The following is a 25,698-nucleotide window of genomic DNA, read 5'->3' as shown; positions in this document are numbered from 1 at the left end:
CTGATGCAAGCGCGCCCGGGTGGTGCACGCCCTACCGGCCGCTGCCCCTTGCCGATTTGACCACATGGTTGATCCAAGCGGTTTGACCATACGGATTGCCCATATGGTCAAACTCTGGCTATGGTCAGTCACATGACTCACGCAACGGTTCTGATCTCGGGTGCGAGCGTGGCCGGCCCCGCCCTCGCCTACTTCCTGCGTCGCGACGGGTACGACGTCACCGTGGTCGAACGCGCCCCGGACCTCCGGGACAGCGGATACGCGGTCGACTTCCGCGGCGCCGCGTTCGACGTGCTCGACGACCTGGGCATCCTCGCCGAGGTGCGCGGCCACGAGACCAAGATGCGCGGCACGGCCCTGGTGGACGAGACCGGCACCGAGACCGGAATGCTGCCGGCCGAAGCCTTCGCCAGCGAACTAGAGGTACCGAAGCGGGAGTTGACCCGGATCCTGCACCGGATCACCGCGCACGACGTGGAGTACGTCTTCAACGACTCGATCAGCGCGCTCACCCAGCACGACTCCGGCGTCGCCGTCGAGTTCGAGCGCGGCGCGCCCCGTACCTTCGACCTCGTCATAGGGGCGGACGGGGTCTACTCGAAGGTCCGGCGGCTCGCGTTCGGGCCGCACGGCGACGTGGTGCGGCACCTCGGGCTCTCCGGCGCCGGCTTCAGCACCGCGAACTACCTCGGCCTCGACCACAGCGGTGTGCTGCAGCACGCACCGGACACGGCGATCTACGCGTTCAGTGCGGGCGACGCGGACCGGCTGACGATCAGCCTCTCGTTCGCCACCGCGACGCCCGCGCTGGACCGGTGCGACCGGCAAGAACAGGAACGGGCATTGCGCACCGCGTTCGCGGGACGCGGCTGGGAAGCTCCACGACTGCTGGACGCCATGACCGGGGCCGACGACTTCTACTTCTCCTCGGCCTGCCAGGTCCACCTGGACCGCTGGTCGCACGGCCGGGTCGCCCTGCTCGGCGATGCGGGCTACTGTGCCGCCCCCACCAGCGGCATGGGCACCTCCCAGGCCCTGATCGGCGCGAGGACACTGGCCCGACACCTGACCGCCACGAACGGCGACCACCCGGCCGCCTTCGCCGCGTACGAGGCGGAGCTGCGACCGTACGTGACGCAAAACCAGGCGACGGGCGTGGAAGGAGCGGCGATGTTCGGGGGAGGGGGAGGGGGCGGGGGCCGGTGATTGGTGGCGGGTGGGAGCGGGCGGGTGGCCGTTGGCCGCGCTGGCCGGTGACCGGTGGCCGGTGACCGGTGGCCGCTTGTCGTCCAGTCGGTGGCTGATCGGTGGGTGATGAGCGGGGAAGTGGAAGTGTGAGCTGAGCGTTCCGGATCACTTCCCGGGGGCTTCGCCGCGCGGGACGGCGAAGTGCGTGAGGGTGGCGGTCCCCGGCGCTAGGTCCGCCCAGGCGCCCGACAGGGCCAGGACCGCAACCCCCGCCGTCGGAAACTTCGCACGCACCCGAGCCAACGCTTCCCCACCCACGCCCCCCTCTCCCTCTACCGCTCCCTCTCGCTCTACCGCTTCCCCTGGCTCTTCCGCTTCCGCCAGCGACAGCACTACGTCCTGAACACCCGGCTGATGACCAATCAGCAGCACTGTCCGCCGCTGCTCCGGAACCTCGCGCAGTACATCGAGCAGCTCGGCAGCGCTCGCTCCGTACACCCGCGGCTCGAAGACCACCTCCGGTCGGCCGCCGAGCTCCGGTGCCACCAGGTCCCAGGTCTCGCGGGTGCGGCGGGATGTGGAGCACAGCACGAGGTCGGGTACGCACCCGTCCGCGAACAGCCGCCGCCCTGCCGCCGGTGCATCCCTGCGACCGCGCTTGGCCAGTGGGCGCTCGTGATCGGGCACATCCGGCGGCCAGGCGGACTTGGCATGCCGCAGAACCACCAGCCGGGCGGGAGAGGGCGACGTCATGCCTCCATTCTCCTCCGGGGCACCGGTAGGCGCGGGCCTTGCATTCCAGCCCCCGTTCACGCTCACACTGCTGCTCGCTGCTCGCTGCTCGCTGCTCGCTGCTCGCTGCTCGTGCACGGGCGATAGGTGGACCGGCGGCCGCTCGACGATTAAGTACGTGACCCCACCCCACATCACCCCACCTGAGTAGCCGCCCCCTGGCAACCGAGTTCCCCAGCCACGTTGACTCATCCCATGACCGACAACGCAACTGCTCTGCCGCCTCAGGCCGACCCCGCCTCGGCACGGCGGCTCCGTGACCCGTTGTGGTGGTGCCCACCGCTGGTCGCAGTCGGCGTGATCGGCGGTCTCTGCATCCCGGCCTTCACCCTCTACGCCTTCGCAACCATGGCCACGGATTCCTGCGGCCCGGACCACTGTCCGGCCACCGTGACCATCCCCCTGATCAGCGCACCCTTCCTCTACCTGACCGGCGCGGGCATCGCCCTACTCTCCTTCGCCTTCCCCTGGACCGTACGTTGGCGCAAGGCGCGGCTTGCGGTCGCTTGGGTCGGTACCGCAGCCTCCGCCTCGGTCGTGCCGCTGCTTCTCTTCGTCATGGTCTGAGATGCCGATGGAGTGTCAATGCGGATCGGTACGGATCGGTACGGGTCGGTATAGCCACAACCTGACATGGCATCACATTCCGTGAACGCCAAATCTCGACGTGAGACCAAGGACGCGGGACGCCATTGCCCCGTCCTGGCACCCGTACCGGCCGCTGCCGGATTCGAGCGCTGCCAAAGCAGCTAGCTCACGCTCCTCACCTGAACAGCCACTCTCCTCGCCAACGCCTGCACCGCGATGGTGCCGGCCAGCAGGCCGAGCTCCACCCACCGGTTGAGGAGCACGGGTGGACAGCCAGGGCCACGGGACCAACCCTGGGGCCGACGCCTCTCCACCCTCCCGACACCTAATGTCGACGCAGATGGTCGGTAGCGATTGCACTGCACGGCCAGACAGCCACAGCCACAGCCACACAGCCATACACCTCGTCATCATTGCTTCGTTCGCACCGTTGGGGGCCTCATGAACACCATGGAGGACAGGAAAACCATCAAGGAAGTGAAGGCCACGGAAGCCGTTGCCGGCGTGGAAACCACGGGAGGCGCGGAAGCCACGCATACGGATGGCCCACGCCGACGACGCGCCGCCTTCCTCATTCCGCTGATCGTCAATCTCCTCCTGCCTTTCGTCGTGTACTACGTGTTACGCGCTCAGGACTTCGCCCAGTGGCAGGCGCTGCTGCTGAGCGGCGCCATCCCGGCGGTGCATGCCGTAGGCACCGCAGTAGTACGCCGACGCGTCGAATTCTTCGACCTGCTGGTGGTCGCCCTGCTGGTGGTGTCGGCCGTCACCTCACTGATCAGCGGCAGTCCCCGTGTCCTGCTGCTGAAGGACGCCGCCATTCCCGCCGTCCTAGGCATATGGATGCTGAGCTCGCTGTTTGCGGCCCGGCCGTTGGCGTACCGGTTCGGACGCCGACTACGCGGTACGGGTGCGGAGCAAGCGGCGGAACGCACCTGGTGCGAGCAGCCGGACTTCCGTGCCGCGCTCCGCGGCCTCACGGTGGTGTGGGGCACCGCGCAGCTGCTCGACGCCGCATTGAGCACCGTCGAGGCGTTGACGCTGCCCGTCGACCTGGTGCCGATCATCGGCCGCTTCCAGTCCCTCGGCATCCTGGCCGCCACGGTGGCACTCACCGTGCGCCACAGCCGCTCCTTCCATCAGCGCTGCGGCATACCTCTCTTCGGCCCCTGAACAGCGATCACCACGCCCCCGACGTAACGGCCGCCGTGCTGCCCACGCCCCTACGAACCGTCTGTGTGCCTGCCCATCTGCCTTCGCTTGCCTGCTTGCCTTGGCGGCTCCCATAGGGCTCACCGCCGGACGGGTACGGCTACGCACACTCCCGAAGGCGGCCGGTCCACCATCGCAACGACAGCGCAGGAAGACGGAACCGTCGTTGGCCACCAGGCACTGACGGTCACGTCCGGCCCAACCCAGCGGTCTAGCCCTCCTGCCGGACACGGGCTCAGCTTAAGCACCAGCCGGGGACCACAGCCGCCGTTCATGCCTCATGCCAGGTCGACCGACGCCCGGACGGTCGGGAGCAAGGCGGGGACTGGCGAGGCGGGGACAGGCTAGACAGAGGGGGCTGGACAGAGGGGGCGAGGTGGAGGAGGGGAGGGGGAGGCGGGGGAGGGGGAAGGGGGTGGGGGGAAGGCTAGGCCTGCAAACGGAGGGGAGGTTTCCGTCCGTGTGTGGCCGTCGTCGTCATCTGGTGGCGTGCCGTGCTCCGCGCGTTGCGGATTGCTCTGCCACGGTTGCTGACAGGGACCGATGGCCTAACGACCCGAGGGGATCGCACGGTGGCGGCTGTGTTGTCTGCGCTGTTCGCGCTGCTGGCGGCCGTGGGCAATGCCACGGGTACCGTGCTCCAGCGCCTGGCCGCACGGACCGTCCCGGCGGGTGATGCGTTCAGCCCCAGGCTGGTCCGGCACCTGGTGCGGAATCCGGCGTGGCTCGGCGGTATCGCCGTGGTGGTCGGCGCTGCGGCGTGCCAGGCGCTGGCCCTGGCACTGGGTTCGCTCGTCCTGGTCCAGCCGATCCTGGTGACCGAACTGCCCCTGGCGCTCGTGATCGCGTGCGCGCTGGCCCGCCGACGGCTTCCGGCGGCGGGCTGGACCGGTTCCCTGAGTGTCGCCGTCGGCCTCGGTCTGGCGCTGGCCGCTGCCGCACCGTCCGGTGCGGGTACCGAGGTCTCGTCGGCCACGTGGATCGTGACGCTGCTGGCCACCGTCGGCGCCATCACGCTGTGTGCGGCGGCCGCGTCCCCCCGCCCGCGCGGGAAGGCCCGCGCGGCCCTCTTCAGCGCCGCCTCAGCGATCGGTTACGCCCTGACGGCGACATTGATGAAGTCCGCGACCGACACCTTTGACCGGCACGGCCCGGGCGCCTTCTTCACCTCCTGGCAGACCTACGGCTTCGTGGCGGCCGGCGCATGCGCACTGTTTCTGCTGGCCAACGCGCTGGAATCCGGCCCGCTGGTGGTCTCCCAGCCTGTCCTCACCCTGGGAGAGGCCCTCGTCAGCCTGGCCCTGGGCATCGTGGTGTACGGGGACCGGGTACGCACCGGATGGTGGCTGATTCCGGAGGCGATCGGGGCAGTGCTGGTCACTTGGGGTGTGCTCGTTCTGTCGAGGGTCCGGATGGAAGACGAGGGGGAAGAGTAGGGAGAGGGAGAGGGCTGTCTCCCTCGCGGCAGGGCACCCACTCGTAGTCCCGACCGGCTCCCGTAGGGTTGCGGCCATGGGCGAGGGAATGGGGCGGTGGCCCAAGGGGGATCTGGACAGCGGTGTCGAGGATGCGACGCTGCTCATCCTGGAATGGCTTGGTGAGCAGGGGATTGGGGCCATGATCCGCGTCGATGCGGAGCGCCTGCGTGAGGGCCGGCCGGCATGGACCTTTGCCGCCGGCGGTGGCCCGTTGCCACCGATGAGAGCTGACGGCGCCTCGGCTGCCGAGTGCATGAGCCGCGCCCTGAGCCGAATGCGAGCGGCTGGGGTCGCCGTCCCCTTCTGATTCTGAGCCGCCGACCGAGGTCCCTCATTCGGTGCGCTGGATGATTGTGCGGCGCTATGCACTTCATCTGCTGGGTACTGCACTTCACCTGTTGGGTGCACGAATTCGCAGACCAGCACCCCCGAAGTCCGGGTCCGTTCTCAAGCGTGCGCTGCGTATGGCGTCTACGGCGGTGGCGGTATCCACAAGTGCGGTAAGTGCAGTGGCGTCTACGGGGGTCACACGGGCTGGTACTCCAGCTGTGGATCGTGATCAGACGTCGTGAGACGCTGCCCTTCATGATCGCCAAGCTGCAGTGTGTGGTGTTGGACTGTGTCGATGTCCTTGAGCTGTCCCGGTTCTACCAGTCGCTTCTCGGCGGCGTAGTGAACCAGCCGGATCCTCGGTGGTCGCTCGGCGACTGCTGGGCGACGCTCCACACCGACGGGCTCGTGCTTGCCTTCCAGCGGGTGGAAGACCATCAGCCACCACGGTGGCCGGACCCCGCTCGGCCCCAGCAGTTTCATCTCGACCTGGGTGTCAAGGACCTGGAACGAGCCCAGGAAGACGTTCTCAACCGGGGGGCCACACTGCTCGACGAGGGTGACAGTCAACGGAGTTGGCGTATCTTTGCCGACCCGGCAGGTCACCCGTTCTGCCTCGTCCGAGACTGACAGGGGCACCGAAGGGGTGCGGCCACCGGTGATCATCGTGAGTTGTGTGGACTGACGACGAGACCCGCTGGGTCACCCTCTCACGATGCTCGCCCACGTCTTCCTCGCCGTCGTCCGCGCCGACGAACACGCCCGCAACCCCGCCCCGGAAGCGTTGGTCCCGCTGCCCTGTAACGAGATCCGGCACCTGTTCATCACGCTCGTCTTCCAGCCCCTCCACGACATCGCCCGCCGACTCAGCTGGTCCGACGGGCGACGCCGCCACCAGCAGGATCCCGCACCAGCCACTACCAGCGACAAGCCGTATCCCAGACATGAAGATCACGATCTACAGCTGGAGTACTAGGGAGGCCACGGCCTCGTCCCGCAGCGTGTGCGCACAAGGGGGAGGGGCAGCAGTGGGACGCCGCGGTGCCAGCATGCAGGTCGCCGCTGGTCAGCAGGTGCGCCCCACGTAGTGCGCGCCCTGGATCCTGGAGGCGGAGCCCAGCCACGTGCGGCCGGGGCCCACGCAGCGTTCGTAGTCGGGGGCCCAGGCGACCTCTACCTTGATCACGACGTTCGAACCGTTGCTGGTGCAATGGCGGTAGTACGCATCACTGCCCGTCTTGTAGAAGCCACATGGGTCTTTGGCCAGGGCGATGGCCTGACCGGGTGCGGCGGCGACCGTTCCGCAGAATGCGGCGGCACCGAGCATGAGAGCGGCAAAGCGGCGCATGGAACACCCTTCCTCAAGGCTCTTCTTGGTCCTTGGCACTTGGTACTTGGCCCCTGGCACTTGGTACTTGGTCCGTTTTGGTCTTTCATCCGACCCAAGTCGGCCCTTCTCAATACACCAGTTGGTCCGCCGCTGTGTCGGTCGACGTGTGCGGCTCCGCATGACTCCCCCTCGCAGACTCGTCCATGCACCGGACCGCACGTGTGGGTGACGGCAAAATAGGCCAGATCGGGGTCCGAAGCGTGGGGTGGGGATCGTAACGAGCGCACGTGTGACGGAGGCGGCGGACAGGGGTGGTTGGTTTCTCCTAGGGTGCCCGCTGTGTGCCACGCTGCGTGCGGCAGGATGGCTCATCGCGTCAGGACGACTACGTCTGCGGGACGTCTGCGTTTACGTTTGCGTCTTCGTCTTCGTCTTCGTATTCGTCCAGGTCCTGTCCGTGTCCCGTCCACGTCACGTCGACGGGTGCGGTCGGGTCCCGACGCGTTCGAAGTCCTAGAGACAAGCAGGTAAAAACCGAATGATGAAGCATCACATGCGCTGCGTGGCAGTGGCAGGGCCGCAGTTTCCGGGAGTGGGGGTCGACCGGTGAACCGTGCTGTCACGCTGCATGACTTGATCCTTGCCGGTGCGGCGCTGGTTGCCGGTGTCATTGCCGGGCTGTTGTGCAAGGCGGTTTTGCGGTGGCTGGGGAAGCACGCGAGCAGAACGCGATGGAGCGGCGACGATGTCATTGTCGATTCACTGCGGTCCGTGGTGCCTTGGGCGGCGATTTCCGGCGGTCTGGCGGCCGCGGCCGCTGCGTTGCCGCTGACGCCTACGGTCGGACGGAACGTCAACCGGACGCTGACCGTGCTGCTCATCCTGGTCGTCACGCTCACCGCGGCCCGGATGATCACTCGACTCGTGAGGTCCCTGGCGCAGTCGCGTTCCGGCGTGGCCGGTTCGGCCACCATTTTCGCCAACATCACCCGCATCGTGGTGCTGGCAATGGGCGTCCTCGTCATCCTGCAGACCCTGGGCATTTCCATAGCCCCTCTGCTCACCGCGCTCGGTGTGGGTGGCCTGGCGGTCGCCCTGGCGCTGCAGGACACCCTCGCCAATCTCTTCGCCGGCGTACACGTATTGGCTTCGAAGACCGTACAGCCCGGTGACTACATTCGGCTGAGCAGCGGTGAGGAGGGATACGTCGTTGACATCAACTGGCGTAACACCGTCGTGCGCCAGCTCTCCAACAATCTCGTCATCATCCCGAATGCGCAGCTGGCCGGCACCAACATGACCAACTTCACCCGGCCGGAACAGCAGTTGTCGATCCTCGTCCAGGTGGGCGTCGGCTACGACAGTGACCTTGAACACGTCGAGCGGGTCACCATGGAGGTCGTCAAGGGAGTGATGACCGATGTCAGCGGCGCCGTTCCGGAACATGAACCGGCCGTTCGTTTCCACACCTTCGGAGACTCTCGGATCGGCCTTACGGTGATTCTGGGGGTGGGCGAATTCAGCGACCAGTACCGGATCAAGCATGAATTCATCAAGCGGCTGCACCAGCGGTACCAAGCCGAAGGCATCAGGATTCCCGCGCCGACACGGACGGTGGCACTGCAGCACCCCGAAGACGTGGGAATTCCGCAGCAACGGGGCACGTCCGACCCGGTGCTGTAGAGCTGTCGGTGAGGTGAGGTGAGGTGAGGTGAGGTGAGGCGGGTGCGGGTGCGGGTGCGGGGCGGGCTGAGGTGAGGCAGGCGGGGTCCCTATGGTCCGACTCCGTACGGTCCGCCTTGTACGGCCCCAAGCCCGGCGCGCTGAAAGCCCAGACAGCCCAGACAGCCCTGAAAGCCCTGGCAGCCCTGAGCCCCGCCTCAGCTCCGGATCACGCCTCCGAAGAATGACGGTAACCGTCGTCATCACGCCCGCCATGCCGGTATCCGCCAATCTCCCCGCGGTGGTGGCTGGCCCCGGAGCTCCGTCGCGCACTGTGGACGGTGCCAAGTGAGACAGACATCGACTGACGAGGGAGTAGTGCGGTGGACAGGGATGCGGCGAAGAGCAGGGCGGCGGAGGGCATGGGGGAGCCCACCGTGCTGGTTACCGGTGCGACGGGGAACGTGGGCCGGCAGGTCGTCGCCCAGTTGTTGGCAACCGGTGTACGGGTACGGGCTCTGACCCGGCAGCCGGACTCGGCCGGCCTGGCGTACGGCGGCGTCGACGTACGGGCCGGCGACCTGACCGACCCATGTGGCCTTGAAGAGGCCCTGAAGGGCGTCGATCGGGCTTTCCTCATGTGGCCCTTTCATACGGCTGATGCCGCACCCGATGTCGTCGAGGCGCTACGGCGTCACGTGGACCACATCGTCTTTCTCTCCTCGGGGGCCGTCCAGGACGGGCTCACCCCCGAGCAACAGCGGCACCCGGTAGGCCGCTCCCACGCCGCGGTGGAGCGCCTCATCGAAAGGTCGGGGCTCGGCTGGACGCATCTGCGCCCCAGCACCTTTGCCAGCAACACCCTCTGGTGGGCCGACCAGATCCGCGCCGGTGACGTGGTGTGCGGCGCGTTCGGAGCGGTGCCCATGGCCCTGCTGCACGAGGCCGACATCGCCGCCGTCGCCGTACGCGCCTTGACCGAGGAGGACCGCCACGACAAGGCGGCGTACCCGCTGACCGGGCCTGAGGTCCTGACCCAGGTCGACCAGGTCCGCATCCTCGGTGAGGCCATCGGACGGCCTCTCCGGTGGGAGGAACTGTCGCGGGAGGCTGCCCGGCAGCAGCTGCTCGCCGACGACACCTTCCCCGACTCCTTCGTGGACACCCTGCTGGATGGGTACGCCGAGATGCTTGACGCCCCGCGTCCGGTCACGACCACGACTGTCGAGGACGTGGCCGGGAGACCGGCACGCACCTTCCATCAATGGGCTGTTGACCACGCCGCCGACTTTCGTTAGCCCAGTCCCAGTCTCAGTCCACCCCGCCCTTCCCATCTCGCCCCACCCGCGGCTTTTGTCCCCTGACTGTCGAGAGGCAAGCGCCCTCGGAGCCGGTTGGGTGGTTGGTTGGCTGGCTGGTTGCTAGAGGGCGCGGAGTGCGTTGCCAAGGTCGGGGCCGCACGAGCCCCAACACTGGATGTCCCCGGCGTCGGAGACCAGATCGCCCAGATACCAGTTGCCGTCGCCGTCGTCATTGCCGTCGCGGGCCCGGACCGCGCAGATGCCGTCGAGGTTGATTACGCAGTCGGCATGGAGGGGGCTGCCGTTGTGGGTGACGATGCCGACGGTGGTGAGGAGATGGGCTTGTGGGCAGCCGGTGAGGCACTGGACGTCCGCCAACGTCCAGGGCTCGGGCAGGCGTACGCGAGACGGCCTGTCCTGCGGTTCGCCGTCCGGTTCGCCGTTGGACTGGGCGTCCGCGTCGTCGTTCGGCTTGCCATACGGTTCGCCGTTCGGCTTGCCGCTCGGTTGGCCGTACCGTTGGCCGTACGGTTCGGTATGCGGTGCGTCGTACGGGTCGGCGGCGGGCTTGTGTCGATTGGGTGAGGGGGTCAACTCGACGACTGCGTGGCCTAGTTGGGGTCGGATCCACTCTTCCTCGCGCGCAATACCGAGGACGCCTCCGAGGAACGCCATATCCAAGGTTCCCGCGGGGGTTTCCCAGCGGAACGGGACCCGGGAGACGTGTGAGGGGAATTCGTCCTCGGCGGTCGTGCCGGGCCCGAACGACTGCTTCGGGCGCGGCCCGTCGTCGGTGTACCGGTGGGCGAAGAACGCGGTGATCCACCCGGTGACCCGGTCGCCACCCGAGGCCGACTCCCACTTGTAGAGGGAACGCCAGAATTTCTGGTCGATCCCCCACCCCGAGGCCGTCGCCCAAATCGCGTCCAGTACCGGCTGCAGTGCCGTGAACCACGGCCGCAACTCCTCGAACCACTCCGCCAGTTCCCGCACCCGGGCCGCCAGCAGACGCCAGTCCCGGTCCGTGCCCTCCAACCGGATCCGCGGAATGCCGCAGAGGGTTTCCCACCGAAAGCGGTAGTACGGGCTGACCACGTCCATCAGCGCCACCAGCATGGCTGTGGCGTCCGTGTCCGTGGTGGTGGAGAAGGCGGGCTGGAAGAGGTCGGCGACCTCGTCACCGATCCGGGCGCGCAGGGGCTGTTGGACCAGATTGATCGAACGTTCCCAGTCCAGCGGGGCCAGGTCGTCCCGTACGGTGATGGTCTGCCGGTGCCCCGGCGTCTCCGTGAAGATTCCCTCGTACGTCTTGGGGTTCAGCCGGACGTGCACGGCCACTTCGTGCACGACTGCGTACCAGAGGAGGTCGGGCGAGAGGCTTAGGGGGAGGTGAGCGGTGAAGCAGGTGTGGAGGGCGCGGAGCAGGAGGCTGGTGGTGGGTTCGGCGATGTCTGGGACGGCAGTGGACCAGCCTACGAGGCGGTCGGTGCTGCGGTGGTGGAAGCACGCCGGCGGCTGATCGCGGAGCACCGCCCGCAGGAAGGCTTCGTTGCCGAGTTCGGTGAGTCCTGAGGTGAGCCGGGCGGCCTCGTTGTCGGCTGCGTCCTTTTCATCGCCGGCTGCGTCCTCGTCGCGCGCTTCGCGTTCGTCGCGTTCGTCGCGTGCTTCGTGCAGCGGCAGATCTATCTCATATGCCATCGGTCCCCCTCCCCCTCCCCTTCGATTCCGCTCGCTGAGCGGCGGTCTGAATGGCCATGAATGGCGCTATGAACGGCGATGCGAGCGGCGCTACGAGCCGCGCTATGAAACGGCGCTATGGGCGGCGATCGTCCGTGATCTTAAAGCGTGGACGTTCTCACGACGAATGGCTGACAGGGAGCTGACATCAGTAGCGTCGGCCAACGGCCACTTGCCGTAGTGAACGGCCGGCCACTTTCCGTAGTGCCGCCGTCTTTCCGTAGTGGCGGGTCGGCGGGCCGAGGGGCCGTACCGGATGCGACTCCCGTCCGGGGAGCTCAGCATGGCAGCAGGGACGCCGGACCGGAGGAGCCGACCGGAGGTTTCGTATGACTCACCCTGACACCACGCCCAAGCCCGACGATGCGCCGTCGCCGAGCGACCCGCAACGTCCCGACGGCGCACGCGGTGTCAACCTCTTCCTCGGCTTCGCCCCCTGGATCATTTTCGCCGTGGTGGCGAGCCCCAGCTCGTGGGGATTTGCCGCGCTTGCCGCGCTCATCACGGCGATCGGGGCCAGCATCCCCGACATCAGGCGCCGCAGCTTGAAGATCCTGGACATCGCCGGCCTGCTCTTCTTTGCAGTCATCTGCATCCTGTCGCTGGTCCTCGACCGTCACGCCCTGATCTGGCTGGAGACGTACGCCCAGACCTTGTCCGGCGCAGTCCTGGCCGCCGTGGCCTTCACGTCCCTCGCCTTCATGCCGTTCACCGAGCAGTACGCGCGGGAGTCCGTGCCCCGCGCGTACTGGGGGAGCCCGCTCTTCCGGCACGTCAACCGGGTGCTGACGGCAGTGTGGGGCGCGGTGTTCCTGCTGACGGCCCTGCTCGGCGTCCTCGCTCTGCACGTCACGTCAGGGGCGGACTGGTTGAACTGGATCATTCCGATCGCGTTGTTCGTGGGCGCGGTCCGCTTCACGAGGTGGTACCCGGATCAAGCCCGGGCGCGAGCTCGGCAGGCGGCTGCCACGTAGGCGTCGGGCGGCCTTCGAGCCCTCCAGGCTGCCGCCGGGATTCACCCGTACGTGTGCTGCACCTCAATTCGAACATGTGATGCAATCTTCGTGTGACTCCTCCCTATGCCTTCCCTGAAGATCTCGTGCAGGCTCAGCGCGCCTGGTACATCGCGTACCGAGAGCTTTCGCATGAGGAAAACCCGTCCCAGACCACGGTGCTGCGCCGCAGACTGCAGCAGCTGTCCGTGCGGATCGCCACGCACCCGTACTGGGCGAGCATTCCCGGCCGAGCGCCCGCCGCACGAATGGCGCTCAAGCAGCAGACCTGGGAGCTCGAGCTGGAGCCCGAGCCTGAGGAGGTCAGGCCGTGAAACACGAAAGAGCCCCGCCCCGCCCCGCCCCGCCGTGCTCCACCGGCAGGACGGGCAACCTACGAGGCTGGCTCCGCACCCGTTCCCGTACTCGCAGGCGCGTCCGTATCCGCACCTACACCCGCATCCGCATGCGGAGTCGAGATGTGGGGGAGTCCCGGTTCCACCCGGCAAAGCCGGGCCGGTGCGCTGTCGCGGCGGATGTCTTCCTCAAGGAGTTCGGCCCAGTTCGGGCGCCAGTGGGCCGCTCGGCGTGCCATTTCGGGGCGGACGGTGTGGGGGAGGGTGGCGACGACTCCGGATCTGGCTGGCCACCAGTCCGGGAGGCAGTCGTATCCGCGCTCGATGGTGCTGTTGGCGTTGGCGTTGGCGTTGGCGTCGGTGTTGGTGTTGGTGGCGGGAGCTGTTATGCGGATGTGCAGTCAGCGGCCCCGTTCAGGGTCGGCTTCCGCTTCTCGTGGAGCGGTCAGCAGGGTGGCTGCCTCGCCGAAGATGCGTCGGCCCCGTTCGTCCAGGAATCCATCCGCACCGCGACCGTGATCGGTGTCCCCGGCGTCCACGAACGCCGCCGAGAGTGCCGAACTCCCGCCCGTCCGGGTGCTGTTGGTGTGCAGCCAGGCGATCAGCCGTTCCTGTTCCGATGTGGCCGGCGGGGTCGGCGGTTGAGTTCGGTGGACGCCTTCATCTCCGCGGCGAGTACCGCGGCGTGCTGCTCGGGCAGCCGGCACGGGACCCTCCGGTCAGCGGTCTCACTCCACCAGGTCGGCGCAGACCCGTCGCACCTCGCTGTCGTCCGCCGGGACCATGCCGCGCACGCCATCGTCGACACCTCGGCGGGGGATGGCGCCCGCCCCCACGCCCGGCCGTCCCACCAGTACACGAAGCCGATCTCTTCGCCGCCGGCGATGACCTCGGCGAGCCAGTGCCATGGCAGCCAGGAGGTCCGTCGGCCAGCAGGTCGAGGGGCGGGGACAGGTTGACGGTCTCGCTGTAGTCGTGGTCGATGCCGTAGAGGACGACCCGTCCGTCCTCGACTCAGGACAGGGCCCACCAACCGTTCCCCACGTCCTCGGAACGCAGTCCGGCCTCGTCATGACGGTAGTTGTTACTGGGAGCTGCTGCTCGGCACTCCAGGCAGCGAGGGTGGCGGCGTGGGACCAGAGGACGTCGGGCGGCGGGAGGTGTGAGGTTCCGTCTGTGGTCACCGTGCTGCACCGTTGGGAACGGGGGTGGGAGGTGGGCGAGTGAGAAGCTCGTGGACGGACATCGGGACGGCGCTCGGTGTGACCAGGCAGGCCGTGCAGCAGCGCTTTCACGCGCCCCACAAGCGCTACGGCCCTGAGACCATGACTGATGACCTGCGCCAGGCCATGGTGCAGGTGAAGCAGGTCGCGGTGCATCACCGCAACAACTACATCGGGACGGAACACCTGCTCTGGGGCCTCACCGCGGAGGACAACACGGCTACGCGTCTGCTCCGGGCCGCCGACGTATCGCCCGATGACCTGCACCGGGCCGTCGGGGCGCGACTGAGTATGGGCGCGTCGCAAGCGGCCGAGCGGATTGCCTGGACGCCCTACTCCCGTAAGGCCATGGCGATCGCGGAAGAGCGGGCCGAGGCGGCGGGTTCGGCGCGTATCGACTGTGACCAGCTGCTTCTGGGGCTCACACAGATCGGGCGTGGAGTGGCCGCCGGGGTGCTCAGTGACGCGGGAGTGGAGCTGACGACACTTGATGACTGTCTTCGTCGTTCCGGCTGAGTTGCCTGGCGGACCGCGACCGGCTTAACGGACGCGGCGGACGCGACCGACTTGACGGGCGCGGTGGATGCGAACGACGCGGTGGACGGGACGGACGCGGTGGGTGCGGTGGTCTCCGTGGGGCCTGCAAAGTCTCCGCAAAGACCTGATTCGGCTGTCTTTTCCTCCCGCGGAAACCAGACCGGTGGACGCCGTTGCAATGTGCGGCGCGGCAGCGTAAATGCCAGGTCAACGGGCCCGGGAGGATGCGGATTTCGTTGAGGGTCGGGGGTTGTGACCATGTTTTTGACCTGCCACATTTCACGTCGTTGCAACGCCGGAGTTCTTCGCCGGCCCGGACGCACGCGCACCCACGAAGGGCGGCCGGCGCCCGCCTTGGTGGCCCCCATCGGGCGGACGCACCGTGGAGAATGGACCGTGGAGGAGGGCATCATCAGTCAGCTCGTCGGCCGCCGTGAGCATGCTGTCGCCGTGATCAGCCGGGGGCTCGGCGGAGTGCCGGCCCCCGGTCTGGTCATGGCTGGTGTGCTCGGTCTGCAGTGCGGGGCCGCGCTGACCACTCGGCTCTACCCCGTCGTGGGCCCGGCGGGGGTGGTGAGCCTGCGCCTGTGTCTGGCCGCCGTGGTCCTCACCGCCTTGTGGCGCCCTGGTCTGCGTGGGGATCGGACCACCCTCGGTGTCGCGGCCGCCGCCGGAACCCTGCTCGCCGTTCACCACCTCAGCTACTACGAAGCGGTCGACCGTCTCCCTTTGGGTGCCGCCACCACCATGGAGTTCCTCGGTCCGTTCGCCCTCGCACTGTTCGGCTCGCGCCGGGTCGCCGACCTGCTGTGGGCCTGCCTGGCTGCGGCGGGTGTCGTGCTGCTCAGCCACTCCGGCATTCCGCTCGACGCAGCGGGACTGGCCTGCGCCCTTCTCGCCGGATGCTGCTGGGGCGGCTACATCCTGGTCGGCAAGCGGCTTGCGGAACGGGTCCCGGACGGCCGCGGTCTGGCTCTCGCCGTCACCTGGGGCGCCCTCGTCAGTCTCCCGTACGGCATCGCCCAGGCGGGCAGCAGACTCCTCGATCCCACTGCCCTCGCCCTGGCCGCTGCCGTCGCCCTGCTCTCCAGCGTTCTGCCGTACACCTTCCATCTCGAGGCCCTCCGCCGGTTGCCGCCCCGTGCCTTCGGAGTCCTCACGAGCCTGGAACCCGCCGTAGGTGCCCTCATCGGCCTCCTCGTTCTCGGCCAGCACCTGGCCGTCCCCCAATGGGCCGGCGTCCTGGCCGTAGCCCTGGCCTCCATCGGCGCCACCCGCACTCCGTAACGCGCCGGTCTCAAGAAGAGAGTGGGGAGTGCTGAGGGGCCACGGGGCAGGGGCAGGGGGCGAGGGGGGTGGAACTTGTTGGGGAAGGCGTCGAAGAGGGAGTCGGTGTGGGTGGCTGGAGAGAGCGCTGAGTGGTCACTGCGCGGTCTGGGCGGGCTGCGCGGGGGCGCGCAGGTGAGTTGGGTGACGCGTTGGTTCCGTTCGGCGATTGCGCACCTGGGGCGGTGCTGTCGTGGGAGAAGTCACGGCCGCCTCTCACGGCCGTCGTTGCCCACCTGGCGTCCCACCTGGCGTCCCGCCTGGTGTCCCATCTGGTGTCCCACCTGGGGCGTCACACCTGATGTCCCGTCTGGGGTTTCCGCGAGGGGGGTCAGTTGGCGCGGAGGAAGGTGAGGACGGAGTCGGTCTGGTTGAGGAGGGCGTGGCCGGCCTCGGGCAGGACGTTCACGGTCGCGTGGGGGAGGCACTGGCGTACGCGCCGGGCGGTGTCCTCGGAGTCGAAGAGGGTGTCGCGGCTGCCGACCGTCACCAGTGTGGGCATGGTCAGGCGGCGCAGCGCACTGTCGGGGAAGAGGGGGAGCCGCTCGGTGCGGGGCTTGAAGTGAGTGAAGGTCAGCATGACGTGGTCGAGGAGGTGCTGGACCTCGGGTGCTTCCAGGCCCGTGCCGATCGCCACTGACCGGCGCACTCCACGGCGTCCCAACGCGCGCAGGAGCACGGCCCTGAACAGCCACCCCATCTTCTGCCTGCCCAGACCGCCGGGGCAGAGCAGCGCCAGGCGGGTCACTCGGTCCGGCCGGCGGGTGGCGTAGTCCAGTGCCACCCATCCGCCCAGGGAAGTGGCGACGATCGCCGTGCGGGTCACGCCCAGATGCGCCAACACCTCGTCCAGCCACAGCGCGTGGGCGTCGGAGGACAAGGGCGGACGGGAGGCGGCACTCAGGCCCGGTTCGCCTATGAGGTCGAGGGCGTACGTCCGGAAGTGCCGGGACCAGGAGGCGATGTCGTCCTGCCACATCGTCGTGTTCGCTCCCGATCCGTGGATCAGTAGGACGGGCGGGGCGTCCTTCGGACCGGAGACGAGGACGAAGGTTTCGCCTTGGCGAGTCGGTATCCGTACCTCGTCGGCGGGGACCGGCCAGGCTTGGAGCATCTCCCGGTAACGCTGCTGGATCTCCCTCGCACCGGCTTCGGTCTTGTAGATCGTGCTGGTGCTGGTGCTGGTGCTGGTGCGGGTGCTGGTGTTCGCGCTTGGGCTCATGTCGCGAGTACTCCTTCCATGTAGTCGAAAATCCGGGCCGTGTCGGCGAGACCGCCCAGGACGATGACCTTCATCCGGGCCCTTCCCTTGTCGTAGGCCGTCTCGATCCGCAGGGGCGCATGGCCCGGGCCGCGGTTGGTGGCCAGGCTCATCAGGAGGGACGTCAAGCGGTCGGCCGTCTCGGGGGTGATCGCGTCGACCTCGACGATGCTTGAGACCTCGGTGTGCTGTTGCTGCTGTTCTTGCGGTCGCCGCCCGTCCGCGTCGCCCTGGGGCGCGGGTGCCGGGCGGCCGGTGAAGGCTTCCAGGTCCTCGTGGGCGATGCGGTACTGCTTGCCGATCCGGACCGCATGGAGACGGCCGTCCCGCACGTAGTTCCGGATGGTGCGGACATGGAGGCCCAGGTGCTCCGCCACTTGTTCCACGGAGTAGAAACGATCAGGCATGAAAGTACCTTAACTTCCCCTACTGGCAAGCGCAATGAGGAAGTTTAGAGAATGTAGGGGATGGAAGGGGAAGGGAGAGGAGCGGTGGGGAGTGGCGGGGAGTGGTAGGGGGTCGTTGGGGGCGGCGGGAATGGCGGGCTGTAAGCCATCTCAGTGGCCGTGGAGGGAAGCCGGTGGCTGTGCAGCTGGTGGGGGAGGAGGTGACGCCACGATGGGGCGATGGAGGAGAGACACTCTCTTGAGGCCACGTCGGGCAGGGTGCTGCGTACGCCGCGGGCGGCCGGTGCGGCGGGAGTGCTGGCGGCGCTGCTGCTGGCCGCCGTGCTCGCGATCGTCCGCATCAGCTTGCCCTCCGCGATCCCGGCCCACCTGGGGGAGTGGCCGTCGCGCTCGCCCCGCCGGCAGGTCCTGGAAATCGCCCTGGGCCTGCTGCCGTTCGCCGGCATCTTCTTCCTGTGGTTCATGGGTGCCGTACGGGACTACACCGGGCGCACGGAGCGGGGCACCGGCCAGTCGGCGAACGCCGTCTCGGGGAATGCCGGCTCGGGGAATGCGGAAGAGCGGGCGGAGAACAGGTTCTTCGCGACGCTCTTCCTGTGCAGCGGGCTGATGTTCACCGCCTTGGTGCTCGCGGCGGGGGCCGCTGCCGGCGGCCTGCTAGCCATCACCGGCAACATCCCGGCCGGCGTGCAGGACCTGTGGACCTACGGGCGGACGACGCTCACCTTGCTTGCGAGCTACGCCATGCGGATGGCCGCGGTGTTCACGCTCTCCACCACGACCATCGGACTCGCCCTGCGCGTCTTCCCGCGCTGGCTCGCTTGGCTCGGCTATGCGGCGGCGCTTGTGCTGCTCTTCGTCGTCGGCACGGTCCCCTGGACCGAACTGGTCTTTCCCCTCTGGATGCTGGCCACCAGTACGTACATCCTGGGGGCCTCCTTCCGTAGGGGCGGCGGGTGAGTGGGTCGCCAGGGCTCCCGGCCCCTTAATCTTCTTCATCTTCTCGCTCGGCCGCGCGCCACTCCGGGGCCAGTACCGACCAGACTTCGATGTCGTGCCGCTCGCCCCGATGGAGATAGCCCTCGCGCAGCACGCCCTCCTTGGCCATCCCCAGCCGCCTGGCCACCGCGATACTGGGTTCGTTGGCCGCTGAGACCAGCCACTCCACACGGTGGATGCCCCGCTCCTCGACGGCCCAGTCGATGAGCACGCGTACGGCACGGGTCACCAGCCCCTTGCCCACCGCCGACGGCTCCAGCCAGCAGCCCGCCTCGGCAGTGCCCTGGTTGACGTCCATCGTGCGGAAGAGGACCCCGCCGACGAGCCGGCCGTCCAGCCAGATGCCGCAGATGCGGCCGGTGTCGGCGGCGGCCTTCTCCGCGTACGAGTGGAGGTACGAGCGGCTCGCGTCCAGATCCACGATCAGGTCGGCCAGCCCGATGTACTGCCCGATGAACTCCCGTCCCCGGTCGATGTGGACGAGGAATTCCTCGGCCTGCCACGGCTCCAGCGGCCGCAGCTCGGCGCGGTTGCCACCGTTGGCAGCGTCGCCGCCCAGGGGTATCGCGTACATCGGTCACCTCCCGCTCGGGCCGCTCGGGCCACTTGGGCCGCTCGGTGTGCCAGGTGAGGGGGTTGGGGAAGTGGTGTGCCGGGGTTTCCAGCCCCAGGCGGTGAGCATTCCGGGGGAGAGGGCGGCGGAGTGCGGGGAGGACAGGGCCTGGCGGGCCTGTTCGAGTAGGGGCTCGTCCACCTGGCCGGTGGCGAGGAGGTCGTCGTGGGTGCGCTGCCAAGTGTCCTCCCAGAAGCGGCTGATGGGGCTGCCGGGCAAGAGCGGAGGGACGTGGATTTCGGCGGCCACGGAGTGCAGGCCCTCCTCCAGAAGGAAGGAAGGGTAATCGGGCACCCAGGAGATGTCGGTACCGATGGTCGTGCGCAGGGCCTGCCACATCGCGCGCATGACCCGGGTGTACGGGGTGGCCGGGGCGGAGGAGGTCGTCAGGTCGACGGCGTCGCTGAGCACGAGGACGCCGCCCGGGGCGAGCAAGGAAATCAGCTGGTTGATCATGCGTCGCCACGGGCGGAGGTGCATCAGTACGAAGCGGGCGTGCACCAGGTGGAAGCGGCCGGGGTCGAAGTCGGGTGCGGTCACGTCGGCGGTCTGGGCCACGAGCCCCGGCGGGGCAGCGGCGGTGAGGAAGCGGGTGTCACGGTCGACGGCCAGGACGGACGTGACGTCCGCGGACTCCAGCAGCCACCGGGCGACGGTGCCGGTCCCGGCGCCTACGTCGAGGCAGTGCCAGCCGGGGCCGGCGCCCAGCGCCGTCAGCCGTGCGGTGCTCACCGCGTCGTAGGCGAGCGCTCCCAGGTCGATGCGATCTGCCTCGCCGGCTTCTTCCGGGCGGAAGGCGTCTTCACCGTAGTGCCCGGCACCCGGTCCGGAAGGCTCAGCTGGTCCGGAAGGCTCCGCTGGTCCAGCCGGTCCGGAGGACTCAGCCGGTCCAGCCGGTCCAGTAGGCCCGGCCGGCCCGTGCGGGTGTCGCACCCCTCCAGTACGCACGCCTCCAGTATGGGCGCGGGAGTCAGGGCTTTCCTGCTGTGGCGAGCGGCCGGATCTCGTCGGTACGGCCCGTCTCCCCTTGGCCGCCCTCCGTGTGTGCCCCGGCGTTCTCGGTACGGTCCCCGGCGTTCTCGGTACCGTCCCCGCCGTTCTCCGTACGGGCCCCGCTGTTTGTCGAACGAGCGCCGTCGGTCTCCGTACGGGTCCCGTCATTCTCCGTACCAGCCCCGCCCTTCTCCGTACGGGTCTTGCCGTGACGGCGTAGGAGCAGGTGGAGGACGGCCAGCAGGACGGCGGTGGCCAGCGCGCTGTGCCACAGCAGGGCGTCCAGGCGGTGCGCCGAGAGGTACGCGCCTGCGGCGACGGCCGCCAGGGCGCACACCGCGCGGTCGACGAGGCTCTCGACCGACAGCAGGGTGGCGCGGGGTGCGCCCGCGGGGACCGCGTCGTTGACCAGCTTCCGCTGGAGGGGGGACGCGAGGCCGGTGACGGCGGCGAACACGCACAACAGCGCGACCGTGGTCCAGGGACCGCCGAGCGTGCTGCCCGCCAGAGCCGCCGCCATCGCGAGGCTGAGCAGCGACACCCATGCCACCGGCGAGAGCCGCGAGGTGAGCCATTGCGGGCGGGCCGAGGCCACCGCCTCCGCGACGGTCATGGCGGCCAGCACGGTGCCGTGCGAGCCCTCGCCGATGCCGTGGTCGAGCAGTACCGGCTGGAAGAGATTGACCTGGCAGATACGGGCGAGTGTGAACAGGGCCACCCCCTGCACCATGACCAGGGCGAGCCAGGGCGTGCTGCGGACGGCGCGGAGGGCGGCGGCCGCATCGTGGCCCGTGGCGCGCTTCCGGCCCCGGGCGGGGACGGAAGCGGCCTGGCGGGGCAGCAGTACGGCGCAGACCAGGGAGGCGCCCGCGCTGGCCGCGCTCAGGACGTACGGGGCGGAGTGCGCCAGGGCCATCAGCGGGCCGAGCAGCGGCCAGCACAGCACCTTCGCGGCGAGGCCGAGCGCGCGGGCCTGGCCCTCGGCCTTCAGATAGTGGGCACCCGCGCCCTCGGCCCCCAGGCCCTCGTAGAGGTACGCACTGGCGGCACCGGAGGTCAGGGAGCGGCCGGCGGCGATGAGCAGGAAGTGGACGAGGAAGCCGGTGTAGCTGGGGGCCCAGACCGGGGTGAGGTTGGCCGCGGTCATGACCACCGCGCCGGCCCGCAGGCAGTTGCGGGTGCCGATGCGGTCGGCGATCAGCCCGGTGGGGATCTCGAAGAGGCAGAATGCGGTGTAGTAGATGCTCTGGATGCCGAAGATCTGGCCGTCGGTGAGGCCCGCCTGCCGTTGGTAGGCGTAGAACACCGGCATCCACCAGAGCAGGTTGAACAGGAGCTGGAAGCCGTTGTTCAGGCGGATGATGCGGCGGGCCCGGGGCGGCAGGGGAGGCGCGTCCGTCGCGCCCTTCGTGCGCCTGCCCGCACGACTGAGGACCCGGGGGCCGGGGAGGTGGCGGGTCATCGGACCGCGTAGGGGCGGATCTGGACCAGGGTGAAGTCGCCCTGATCGGTCATCAGCCATTCGATGTCCAGCGGCCGGTCCACGTCCGCATCTACGTCCACGTCCGCATCTACGTCCACGTCCGCGTTCAGGTACAGCCCCATGTTCCGGTCCGCGTCCGGGTTGTCGGTGGGGGTGGTGCCGCTGAAGTGGGACTGCAGCAGCCGGCCGGTCAGGGCGAGGTCCGCCAGTCGTTCGCGGGTGGCGGCCGGCAGGTCCTCGGCGGACGAGCCCAGCGCGACGGTGCGGCCGCCGCCTTCGACCGTGTTGTACAGGTACTGCAGCGGCAGCGCGGTGCCGTCGACGACGTTCTCCGGGGAGCCGGACGAGCAGTTGAGGTAGACGTTGCGGAAGTCCGCGCGCCGGGTCGGGTTGCAGGTCACCAGCACGCCGCCGAGGTCCGCGGGCTGGTAGCGCTGAATGATCACGCCCATGTAGGTGTCGTCGGCAGAGATGCCCGCCTGGTGGCGCAGCCGGACGCTGCGCGGCGAGAGCAGGGAGGCCCACACCCGGCGTACCGCGGCGAGGAGTTCGTCCGCACCGTGCACCGCCGTGACCGAGTCGTACACCCCCGCCGCCGAGAATCCGGGCAGGTCCTCGGCGTTGGAGGACGAACGCACCACGAGCCGGCCGGGGGTACCCGACGCGCCGGAGGGCAGTGCGTGAGCGGCGGCCGTGAGGGCACCGGCCACGTCGTCGGGCATCGGGGCGGCGTGCTGGATGAGGTGCTGCAGCCGCCGGCAGAGCGGGTCGATCGTGTCGACGGTCTCGCGCTCCAGGGCGGCCTTCAGGTCGCTGATGCCCTGCTGTATGGCGGGGGAGGAGGTGAGAAAGCGGTGCTGCAGGGCGAACGGGAGGGCCATGCCGTCGGGAGCGGTGACCGTGGCGCGGACGAAGTCCCGTGCGGTGGCCCGGAGTTGGACACCTTCCGCACCCTCCGAAAGATCAGGAAGTGCAGGAAGGCCCGAGAGGCCCAGGCGGGCGGTGAGACGCGCGGTGAGGTGGGCGTAGAGGTCGGCCCGCGGTGGCCTGGGGCGGCCGTAGTACGCGGTCAGGTCGATGGTGTGGTCGGGCCCCTGGCCGGCGTGGTCGGGCCCACCGGCCGGAATGTGCTCGCCACCGGCCGCCAGGACGTGGTGCAGCTCCCCGAGGTTGGCCGCCTTGGTGCCGTAGCGGTTCCGGTCGGTGCGGCGCAGTTGGTGCAGGGGCAGTGCGGGTATGTCGGCGTGCAGCAGCGGGGGTTCCAGCCGGATCCGGGGCGCCGGACGCCGGTCGGACGCGCCCGGTGCCGACGCCTGGGTGAGCGCCGCAGACGTCTGGGCAAGCGTCGGGGAGAGTGCCGAGCCCGGCGCCTGGAGGAGCGGCGCCGGCGCCTGAGGGAGCCGTACGAGGGTGATGTCGTCGTCCCGCACCTCGTAGCGGACCCATGCGTCCGCGAGTTCCTCCGCCTCGATGAGCTGGTCCAGGTCGCGGATGATGGCGTTGGGGATGCCCCAGCCGGAGGCGAGGACGTTGGTGTGCGAGAGCGGGGTGGTGGGCGCGGTGTTGATGAAGCCGGCGACCCTCGGTACGTCGTCGGGCAGGCACGGCATGGCGACGATGTCGGACCCGCCGAGCGGGCCGGCACCGGCCGCGTACTCCTCGTACTCCCGGGCGGTACGGAAGTGGCGCAGGCGGCCGACGGCCTCGCCGGGGTTGAGCGGGGTGCGGGTGCGGCTGCCGAACAGCTGGTGGCTGAGGATCCGTGGCACCCGGACGTCACTGATCGCGGCGAGGGCGTGCTCCTGACCGTGGTTCGCGGGCTTCAGCAGCAGCGGCAGCCGGCTGTCGAGCCGGTGGCGCACGAACGTGTAGAACTCCTCCAGCATCGGGCCGCTCATGGTGTCGGCCTCGGTCGTCTCCAGCACGAGGAAGGGGCGTGCGCGGCGGCCGGCGGGCACGGGGCTGCCCGCGTTCGGCCCCGCGCCCGCCGTTCCCGCACCCATGTCGGTGTGCAGGGAGAGCACGCCCAACAGGAACCTGCGCTCGGGGTCGGCGTAGACCGAGGCGTTGAACGCGTCCAGGCAGGCGTCGAGTTCCGCCAGTTCCATGCCCAGGACACGGGTGGCGATGTAGTCGACGTGGAAGGGGTGGACGGCGGCGTCCAGCAGGTGCCAGGTGTTCTCGGCGCGGTCGACGACGACCTTCAGGTAGGGGTGGCCGGCCAGGGTGCCGCAGAGGGTGTGGAAGAGCGGGAGGGCCAGGTGCGCGCCGATGGTCGTACGGTCGCCGACGGCCGGACGGTCGCCGGCGGTCGTGTGGTCCTGGGCGGTGGTCATGGTGAGGGTCATGAGCGCGCCTCCGCGGTCTTCGTCGTGCACTGGGTGTCCGTCCCGGCCTTCTCCGTCTCCTCGTGCTCGTCGTGCCTCTCCTCCTGGGGGAGCACCGACGGCAACGCGTCCACCAGGGTCCGGAAGTCACGGAGCACGGTTTCGGGGTCGGTGGCGGACAACAGGCACAGCGCCGCCATCGTGTTGGCGCCCGCGGCCGGGTCGTACACCGGGACCGGCGACCCGTCCGGGAGCGAGTTCTCGGCCACTACGGACAGCCGGCTGCCGGCGCTGAGCGGCACCGCGTCCCGTACGGTCGGGAAGTCCCACCGCCGCCGGTCCGGCCAGGCGTCACCGGCGCCGTCCACGGCCAGGACGACGAGGGAGCCGGCCGCGCCGCGCGCCTCCTGCGGGGTGAGGGCCCGGGCGGGCCAGGACACCGGGCGGCCCAGCAGATGGTCGACGAGCATGCCGATGAGGTCCAGGCCGAAGACCTCCTCGATCTGCGGCACGGTCATCGCCCCGCCGAACCGGGCGGCGGTCTCGATGACCCACATCCGGCCGTCGGCACCGAGCTTGATCTCGGTGTGCGTACCGCAGTTCTCCAGCCCCAGCGCGTCGACGGCCTCGCGGGCGAGGGCCACGACGCGCCGCTGGGCGTCGGCCGGCAGCGCGGCCGGGGTGATGCCGGCGCGTTCGGTGAACGGTTCCACCGTCGGCATCCGGCCACTGAGGCAGACCGGCCGGAACACGCCGTCGACGACGACGCCTTCGACGCTGACGTAGTCTCCCCAGCCCGCCTGGTCGAACCAGCCGTCCGCGGTGCCCGGCACGATCTCCTCGACCAGGAAGTCGGCTCCCGCGTCGGCCACGTGCAGCTCCGCGTAGCCCAGTTCGGCGGATTGGGCCATCACCTCGCGGGCCCGCTGCCAGGCAGCCGGGACCTCGTCGGTGGAACGGATGATCCGGTGCGCGGTGGAGCCGGCGCTCCAGGCGGCCTTCAGCAGCACGGGGAGGCGGAGCGCGGCAGCCGCGTCCTGCAGCTCCCGCTCGTCGGCCACCGGGCGGAACCGCGGCTGGGCGATGCCCTGCCGCTCCCAGACCCGGCGCATCAGCCGCTTGTCACGGGCGAGCGCACAGGAGGCGCCGGCGCCGGCCAGGCCGAGCTTCTCGCAGGCCTCGGCGACCGCGACGACGGCGTACTCGGAGAAGGTGATGACCGCGTCCGCGCCCACGGCCTGGGCCCGGGAGACGATCAGGGACACCAGGTCCCCCCGCTCGGGCCCGGTGGCGGTCCGTACGGACGCGCACCGGCGCTCGGCGGAGGCGGCGACGGTGGGCGGAAGCGTGCTGAGTGCCAGCAGGTGCACTGCCGACCGAGCGGCGACCTGTGACAGGGCATACCCCAAGGGCGGTCCGCCCTTGGCATACACGAACAGCACCGTGCTCACTGAAATCCGACTCCTTCACAGGCGGGGAGGGGCCGTGGGAACGGCCGTTGAGGACGCGGCGGCCGACTGCCTCGCCGCGGTACTTCCAGAGAACCAGCCGGACGGTGCCCAA

24 protein-coding genes are annotated in these 25,698 nt (G+C 69.3%); 14 read left to right on the top strand and 10 right to left on the bottom strand.

Annotated features, from left to right (window positions below; genetic code table 11):
* Positions 1-132: 132 nt before the first annotated feature.
* Positions 133-1,206, top strand: coding sequence for an FAD-dependent monooxygenase (locus tag ACGF4C_RS09795; protein WP_393564822.1), 1,074 nt, complete (start codon positions 133-135; stop codon positions 1,204-1,206).
* A 147-nt stretch (positions 1,207-1,353) separates the two neighbouring features.
* Here the strand turns inward: ACGF4C_RS09795 and ACGF4C_RS09790 are convergent, their stop codons facing one another.
* Positions 1,354-1,941, bottom strand: a complete 588-nt coding sequence (locus ACGF4C_RS09790; RefSeq protein ID WP_393564820.1) for a SixA phosphatase family protein — start codon at positions 1,939-1,941, stop codon at positions 1,354-1,356.
* 234 nt (positions 1,942-2,175) lie between these two features.
* Here ACGF4C_RS09790 and ACGF4C_RS09785 point away from each other — a divergent pair, with 234 nt between their 5' ends.
* From ACGF4C_RS09785 to ACGF4C_RS09760, 6 genes are all read left to right on the top strand, one after another.
* Positions 2,176-2,547 carry a hypothetical protein gene (locus ACGF4C_RS09785; RefSeq protein WP_393564819.1) on the top strand — a complete coding sequence of 124 codons (372 nt, stop codon included), beginning with the start codon at positions 2,176-2,178 and terminating at the stop codon, positions 2,545-2,547.
* 462 nt (positions 2,548-3,009) lie between these two features.
* On the top strand, positions 3,010-3,741 hold the full coding sequence (locus ACGF4C_RS09780; protein WP_393564818.1) for a VC0807 family protein: 732 nt from the start codon (positions 3,010-3,012) through the stop codon (positions 3,739-3,741).
* A gap of 611 nt (positions 3,742-4,352) precedes the next feature.
* On the top strand, positions 4,353-5,216 hold the full coding sequence (locus tag ACGF4C_RS09775; protein ID WP_393565016.1) for a DMT family transporter: 864 nt from the start codon (positions 4,353-4,355) through the stop codon (positions 5,214-5,216).
* Positions 5,217-5,292: 76 nt separating this feature from the next.
* Complete coding sequence (locus ACGF4C_RS09770; protein WP_393564816.1) at positions 5,293-5,565, top strand: hypothetical protein; 273 nt, start codon at positions 5,293-5,295, stop codon at positions 5,563-5,565.
* Between the two features lie 278 nt (positions 5,566-5,843).
* A complete protein-coding gene (locus tag ACGF4C_RS09765; protein WP_393564814.1) occupies positions 5,844-6,218 on the top strand; it encodes a VOC family protein in 375 nt (124 codons plus the stop codon).
* A gap of 85 nt (positions 6,219-6,303) precedes the next feature.
* On the top strand, positions 6,304-6,564 hold the full coding sequence (locus ACGF4C_RS09760) for a hypothetical protein (protein WP_393564812.1): 261 nt from the start codon (positions 6,304-6,306) through the stop codon (positions 6,562-6,564).
* 90 nt (positions 6,565-6,654) lie between these two features.
* Here ACGF4C_RS09760 and ACGF4C_RS09755 read toward each other — a convergent pair whose 3' ends face one another.
* A complete protein-coding gene (locus ACGF4C_RS09755) occupies positions 6,655-6,936 on the bottom strand; it encodes a DUF6355 family natural product biosynthesis protein (RefSeq protein WP_393564810.1) in 282 nt (93 codons plus the stop codon).
* A gap of 588 nt (positions 6,937-7,524) precedes the next feature.
* On the opposite strand from ACGF4C_RS09755, the gene ACGF4C_RS09750 reads away from it, so the two are divergent.
* Positions 7,525-8,601: a mechanosensitive ion channel family protein gene (locus ACGF4C_RS09750; protein ID WP_393564808.1), complete on the top strand. Its 1,077-nt coding sequence runs from the start codon at positions 7,525-7,527 to the stop codon at positions 8,599-8,601.
* 362 nt (positions 8,602-8,963) lie between these two features.
* On the top strand, positions 8,964-9,878 hold the full coding sequence (locus ACGF4C_RS09745) for an NAD(P)H-binding protein (protein WP_393564806.1): 915 nt from the start codon (positions 8,964-8,966) through the stop codon (positions 9,876-9,878).
* Between the two features lie 123 nt (positions 9,879-10,001).
* On the opposite strand, the gene ACGF4C_RS09740 is transcribed toward ACGF4C_RS09745, so the two are convergent.
* The gene (locus ACGF4C_RS09740; RefSeq protein WP_393564804.1) at positions 10,002-11,579 is read right to left on the bottom strand and encodes a DUF4419 domain-containing protein; all 1,578 of its coding nucleotides are present in this window, start codon (positions 11,577-11,579) and stop codon (positions 10,002-10,004) included.
* Between the two features lie 368 nt (positions 11,580-11,947).
* On the opposite strand from ACGF4C_RS09740, the gene ACGF4C_RS09735 reads away from it, so the two are divergent.
* The 4 genes from ACGF4C_RS09735 to ACGF4C_RS09720 all read left to right on the top strand — a co-directional run bounded on the left by ACGF4C_RS09735 (position 11,948) and on the right by ACGF4C_RS09720 (position 16,013).
* Positions 11,948-12,592, top strand: coding sequence for a hypothetical protein (locus tag ACGF4C_RS09735; protein ID WP_051823034.1), 645 nt, complete (start codon positions 11,948-11,950; stop codon positions 12,590-12,592).
* 92 nt (positions 12,593-12,684) lie between these two features.
* Positions 12,685-12,945 (top strand): hypothetical protein, encoded by a 261-nt coding sequence (locus ACGF4C_RS09730; RefSeq protein ID WP_393564802.1) that lies wholly within the window; start codon positions 12,685-12,687, stop codon positions 12,943-12,945.
* A gap of 1,346 nt (positions 12,946-14,291) precedes the next feature.
* Entirely contained in the window at positions 14,292-14,705 is a 414-nt protein-coding gene (locus ACGF4C_RS09725; RefSeq protein ID WP_393564800.1) for a Clp protease N-terminal domain-containing protein, read from the top strand.
* A gap of 417 nt (positions 14,706-15,122) precedes the next feature.
* On the top strand, positions 15,123-16,013 hold the full coding sequence (locus tag ACGF4C_RS09720) for a DMT family transporter (RefSeq protein WP_393564798.1): 891 nt from the start codon (positions 15,123-15,125) through the stop codon (positions 16,011-16,013).
* Between the two features lie 370 nt (positions 16,014-16,383).
* Here ACGF4C_RS09720 and ACGF4C_RS09715 read toward each other — a convergent pair whose 3' ends face one another.
* Both ACGF4C_RS09715 and ACGF4C_RS09710 read right to left on the bottom strand, forming a co-directional pair.
* Entirely contained in the window at positions 16,384-17,274 is an 891-nt protein-coding gene (locus ACGF4C_RS09715) for an alpha/beta fold hydrolase (protein WP_393564796.1), read from the bottom strand.
* Positions 17,271-17,720, bottom strand: a complete 450-nt coding sequence (locus tag ACGF4C_RS09710) for a helix-turn-helix domain-containing protein (RefSeq protein ID WP_393564794.1) — start codon at positions 17,718-17,720, stop codon at positions 17,271-17,273. The genes ACGF4C_RS09715 and ACGF4C_RS09710 overlap by 4 nt, the downstream gene beginning before the upstream one ends.
* A gap of 219 nt (positions 17,721-17,939) precedes the next feature.
* Here ACGF4C_RS09710 and ACGF4C_RS09705 point away from each other — a divergent pair, with 219 nt between their 5' ends.
* Entirely contained in the window at positions 17,940-18,680 is a 741-nt protein-coding gene (locus ACGF4C_RS09705; RefSeq protein WP_393564792.1) for a hypothetical protein, read from the top strand.
* 25 nt (positions 18,681-18,705) lie between these two features.
* On the opposite strand, the gene ACGF4C_RS09700 is transcribed toward ACGF4C_RS09705, so the two are convergent.
* The 5 genes from ACGF4C_RS09700 to ACGF4C_RS09680 all read right to left on the bottom strand — a co-directional run bounded on the left by ACGF4C_RS09700 (position 18,706) and on the right by ACGF4C_RS09680 (position 25,586).
* Entirely contained in the window at positions 18,706-19,293 is a 588-nt protein-coding gene (locus tag ACGF4C_RS09700; RefSeq protein ID WP_393564790.1) for a GNAT family N-acetyltransferase, read from the bottom strand.
* Between the two features lie 3 nt (positions 19,294-19,296).
* On the bottom strand, positions 19,297-20,064 hold the full coding sequence (locus tag ACGF4C_RS09695) for a class I SAM-dependent methyltransferase (protein WP_393564788.1): 768 nt from the start codon (positions 20,062-20,064) through the stop codon (positions 19,297-19,299).
* Positions 20,065-20,302: 238 nt separating this feature from the next.
* Positions 20,303-21,787 carry an MFS transporter gene (locus ACGF4C_RS09690; RefSeq protein WP_393564786.1) on the bottom strand — a complete coding sequence of 495 codons (1,485 nt, stop codon included), beginning with the start codon at positions 21,785-21,787 and terminating at the stop codon, positions 20,303-20,305.
* Entirely contained in the window at positions 21,784-24,156 is a 2,373-nt protein-coding gene (locus tag ACGF4C_RS09685; RefSeq protein WP_393564785.1) for a PEP/pyruvate-binding domain-containing protein, read from the bottom strand. The genes ACGF4C_RS09690 and ACGF4C_RS09685 overlap by 4 nt, the downstream gene beginning before the upstream one ends.
* Entirely contained in the window at positions 24,153-25,586 is a 1,434-nt protein-coding gene (locus ACGF4C_RS09680) for an acetyl-CoA carboxylase biotin carboxylase subunit family protein (protein ID WP_393564783.1), read from the bottom strand. Before ACGF4C_RS09680 ends, ACGF4C_RS09685 begins: the two co-directional genes overlap by 4 nt.
* Positions 25,587-25,698: the final 112 nt, after the last annotated feature.

Source organism: Streptomyces sp. NPDC048197 (genome assembly GCF_043202395.1).
Taxonomy (GTDB): domain Bacteria; phylum Actinomycetota; class Actinomycetes; order Streptomycetales; family Streptomycetaceae; genus Streptomyces; species Streptomyces siderophoricus.
This window is presented reverse-complemented; position numbering and strand designations above follow the sequence as displayed.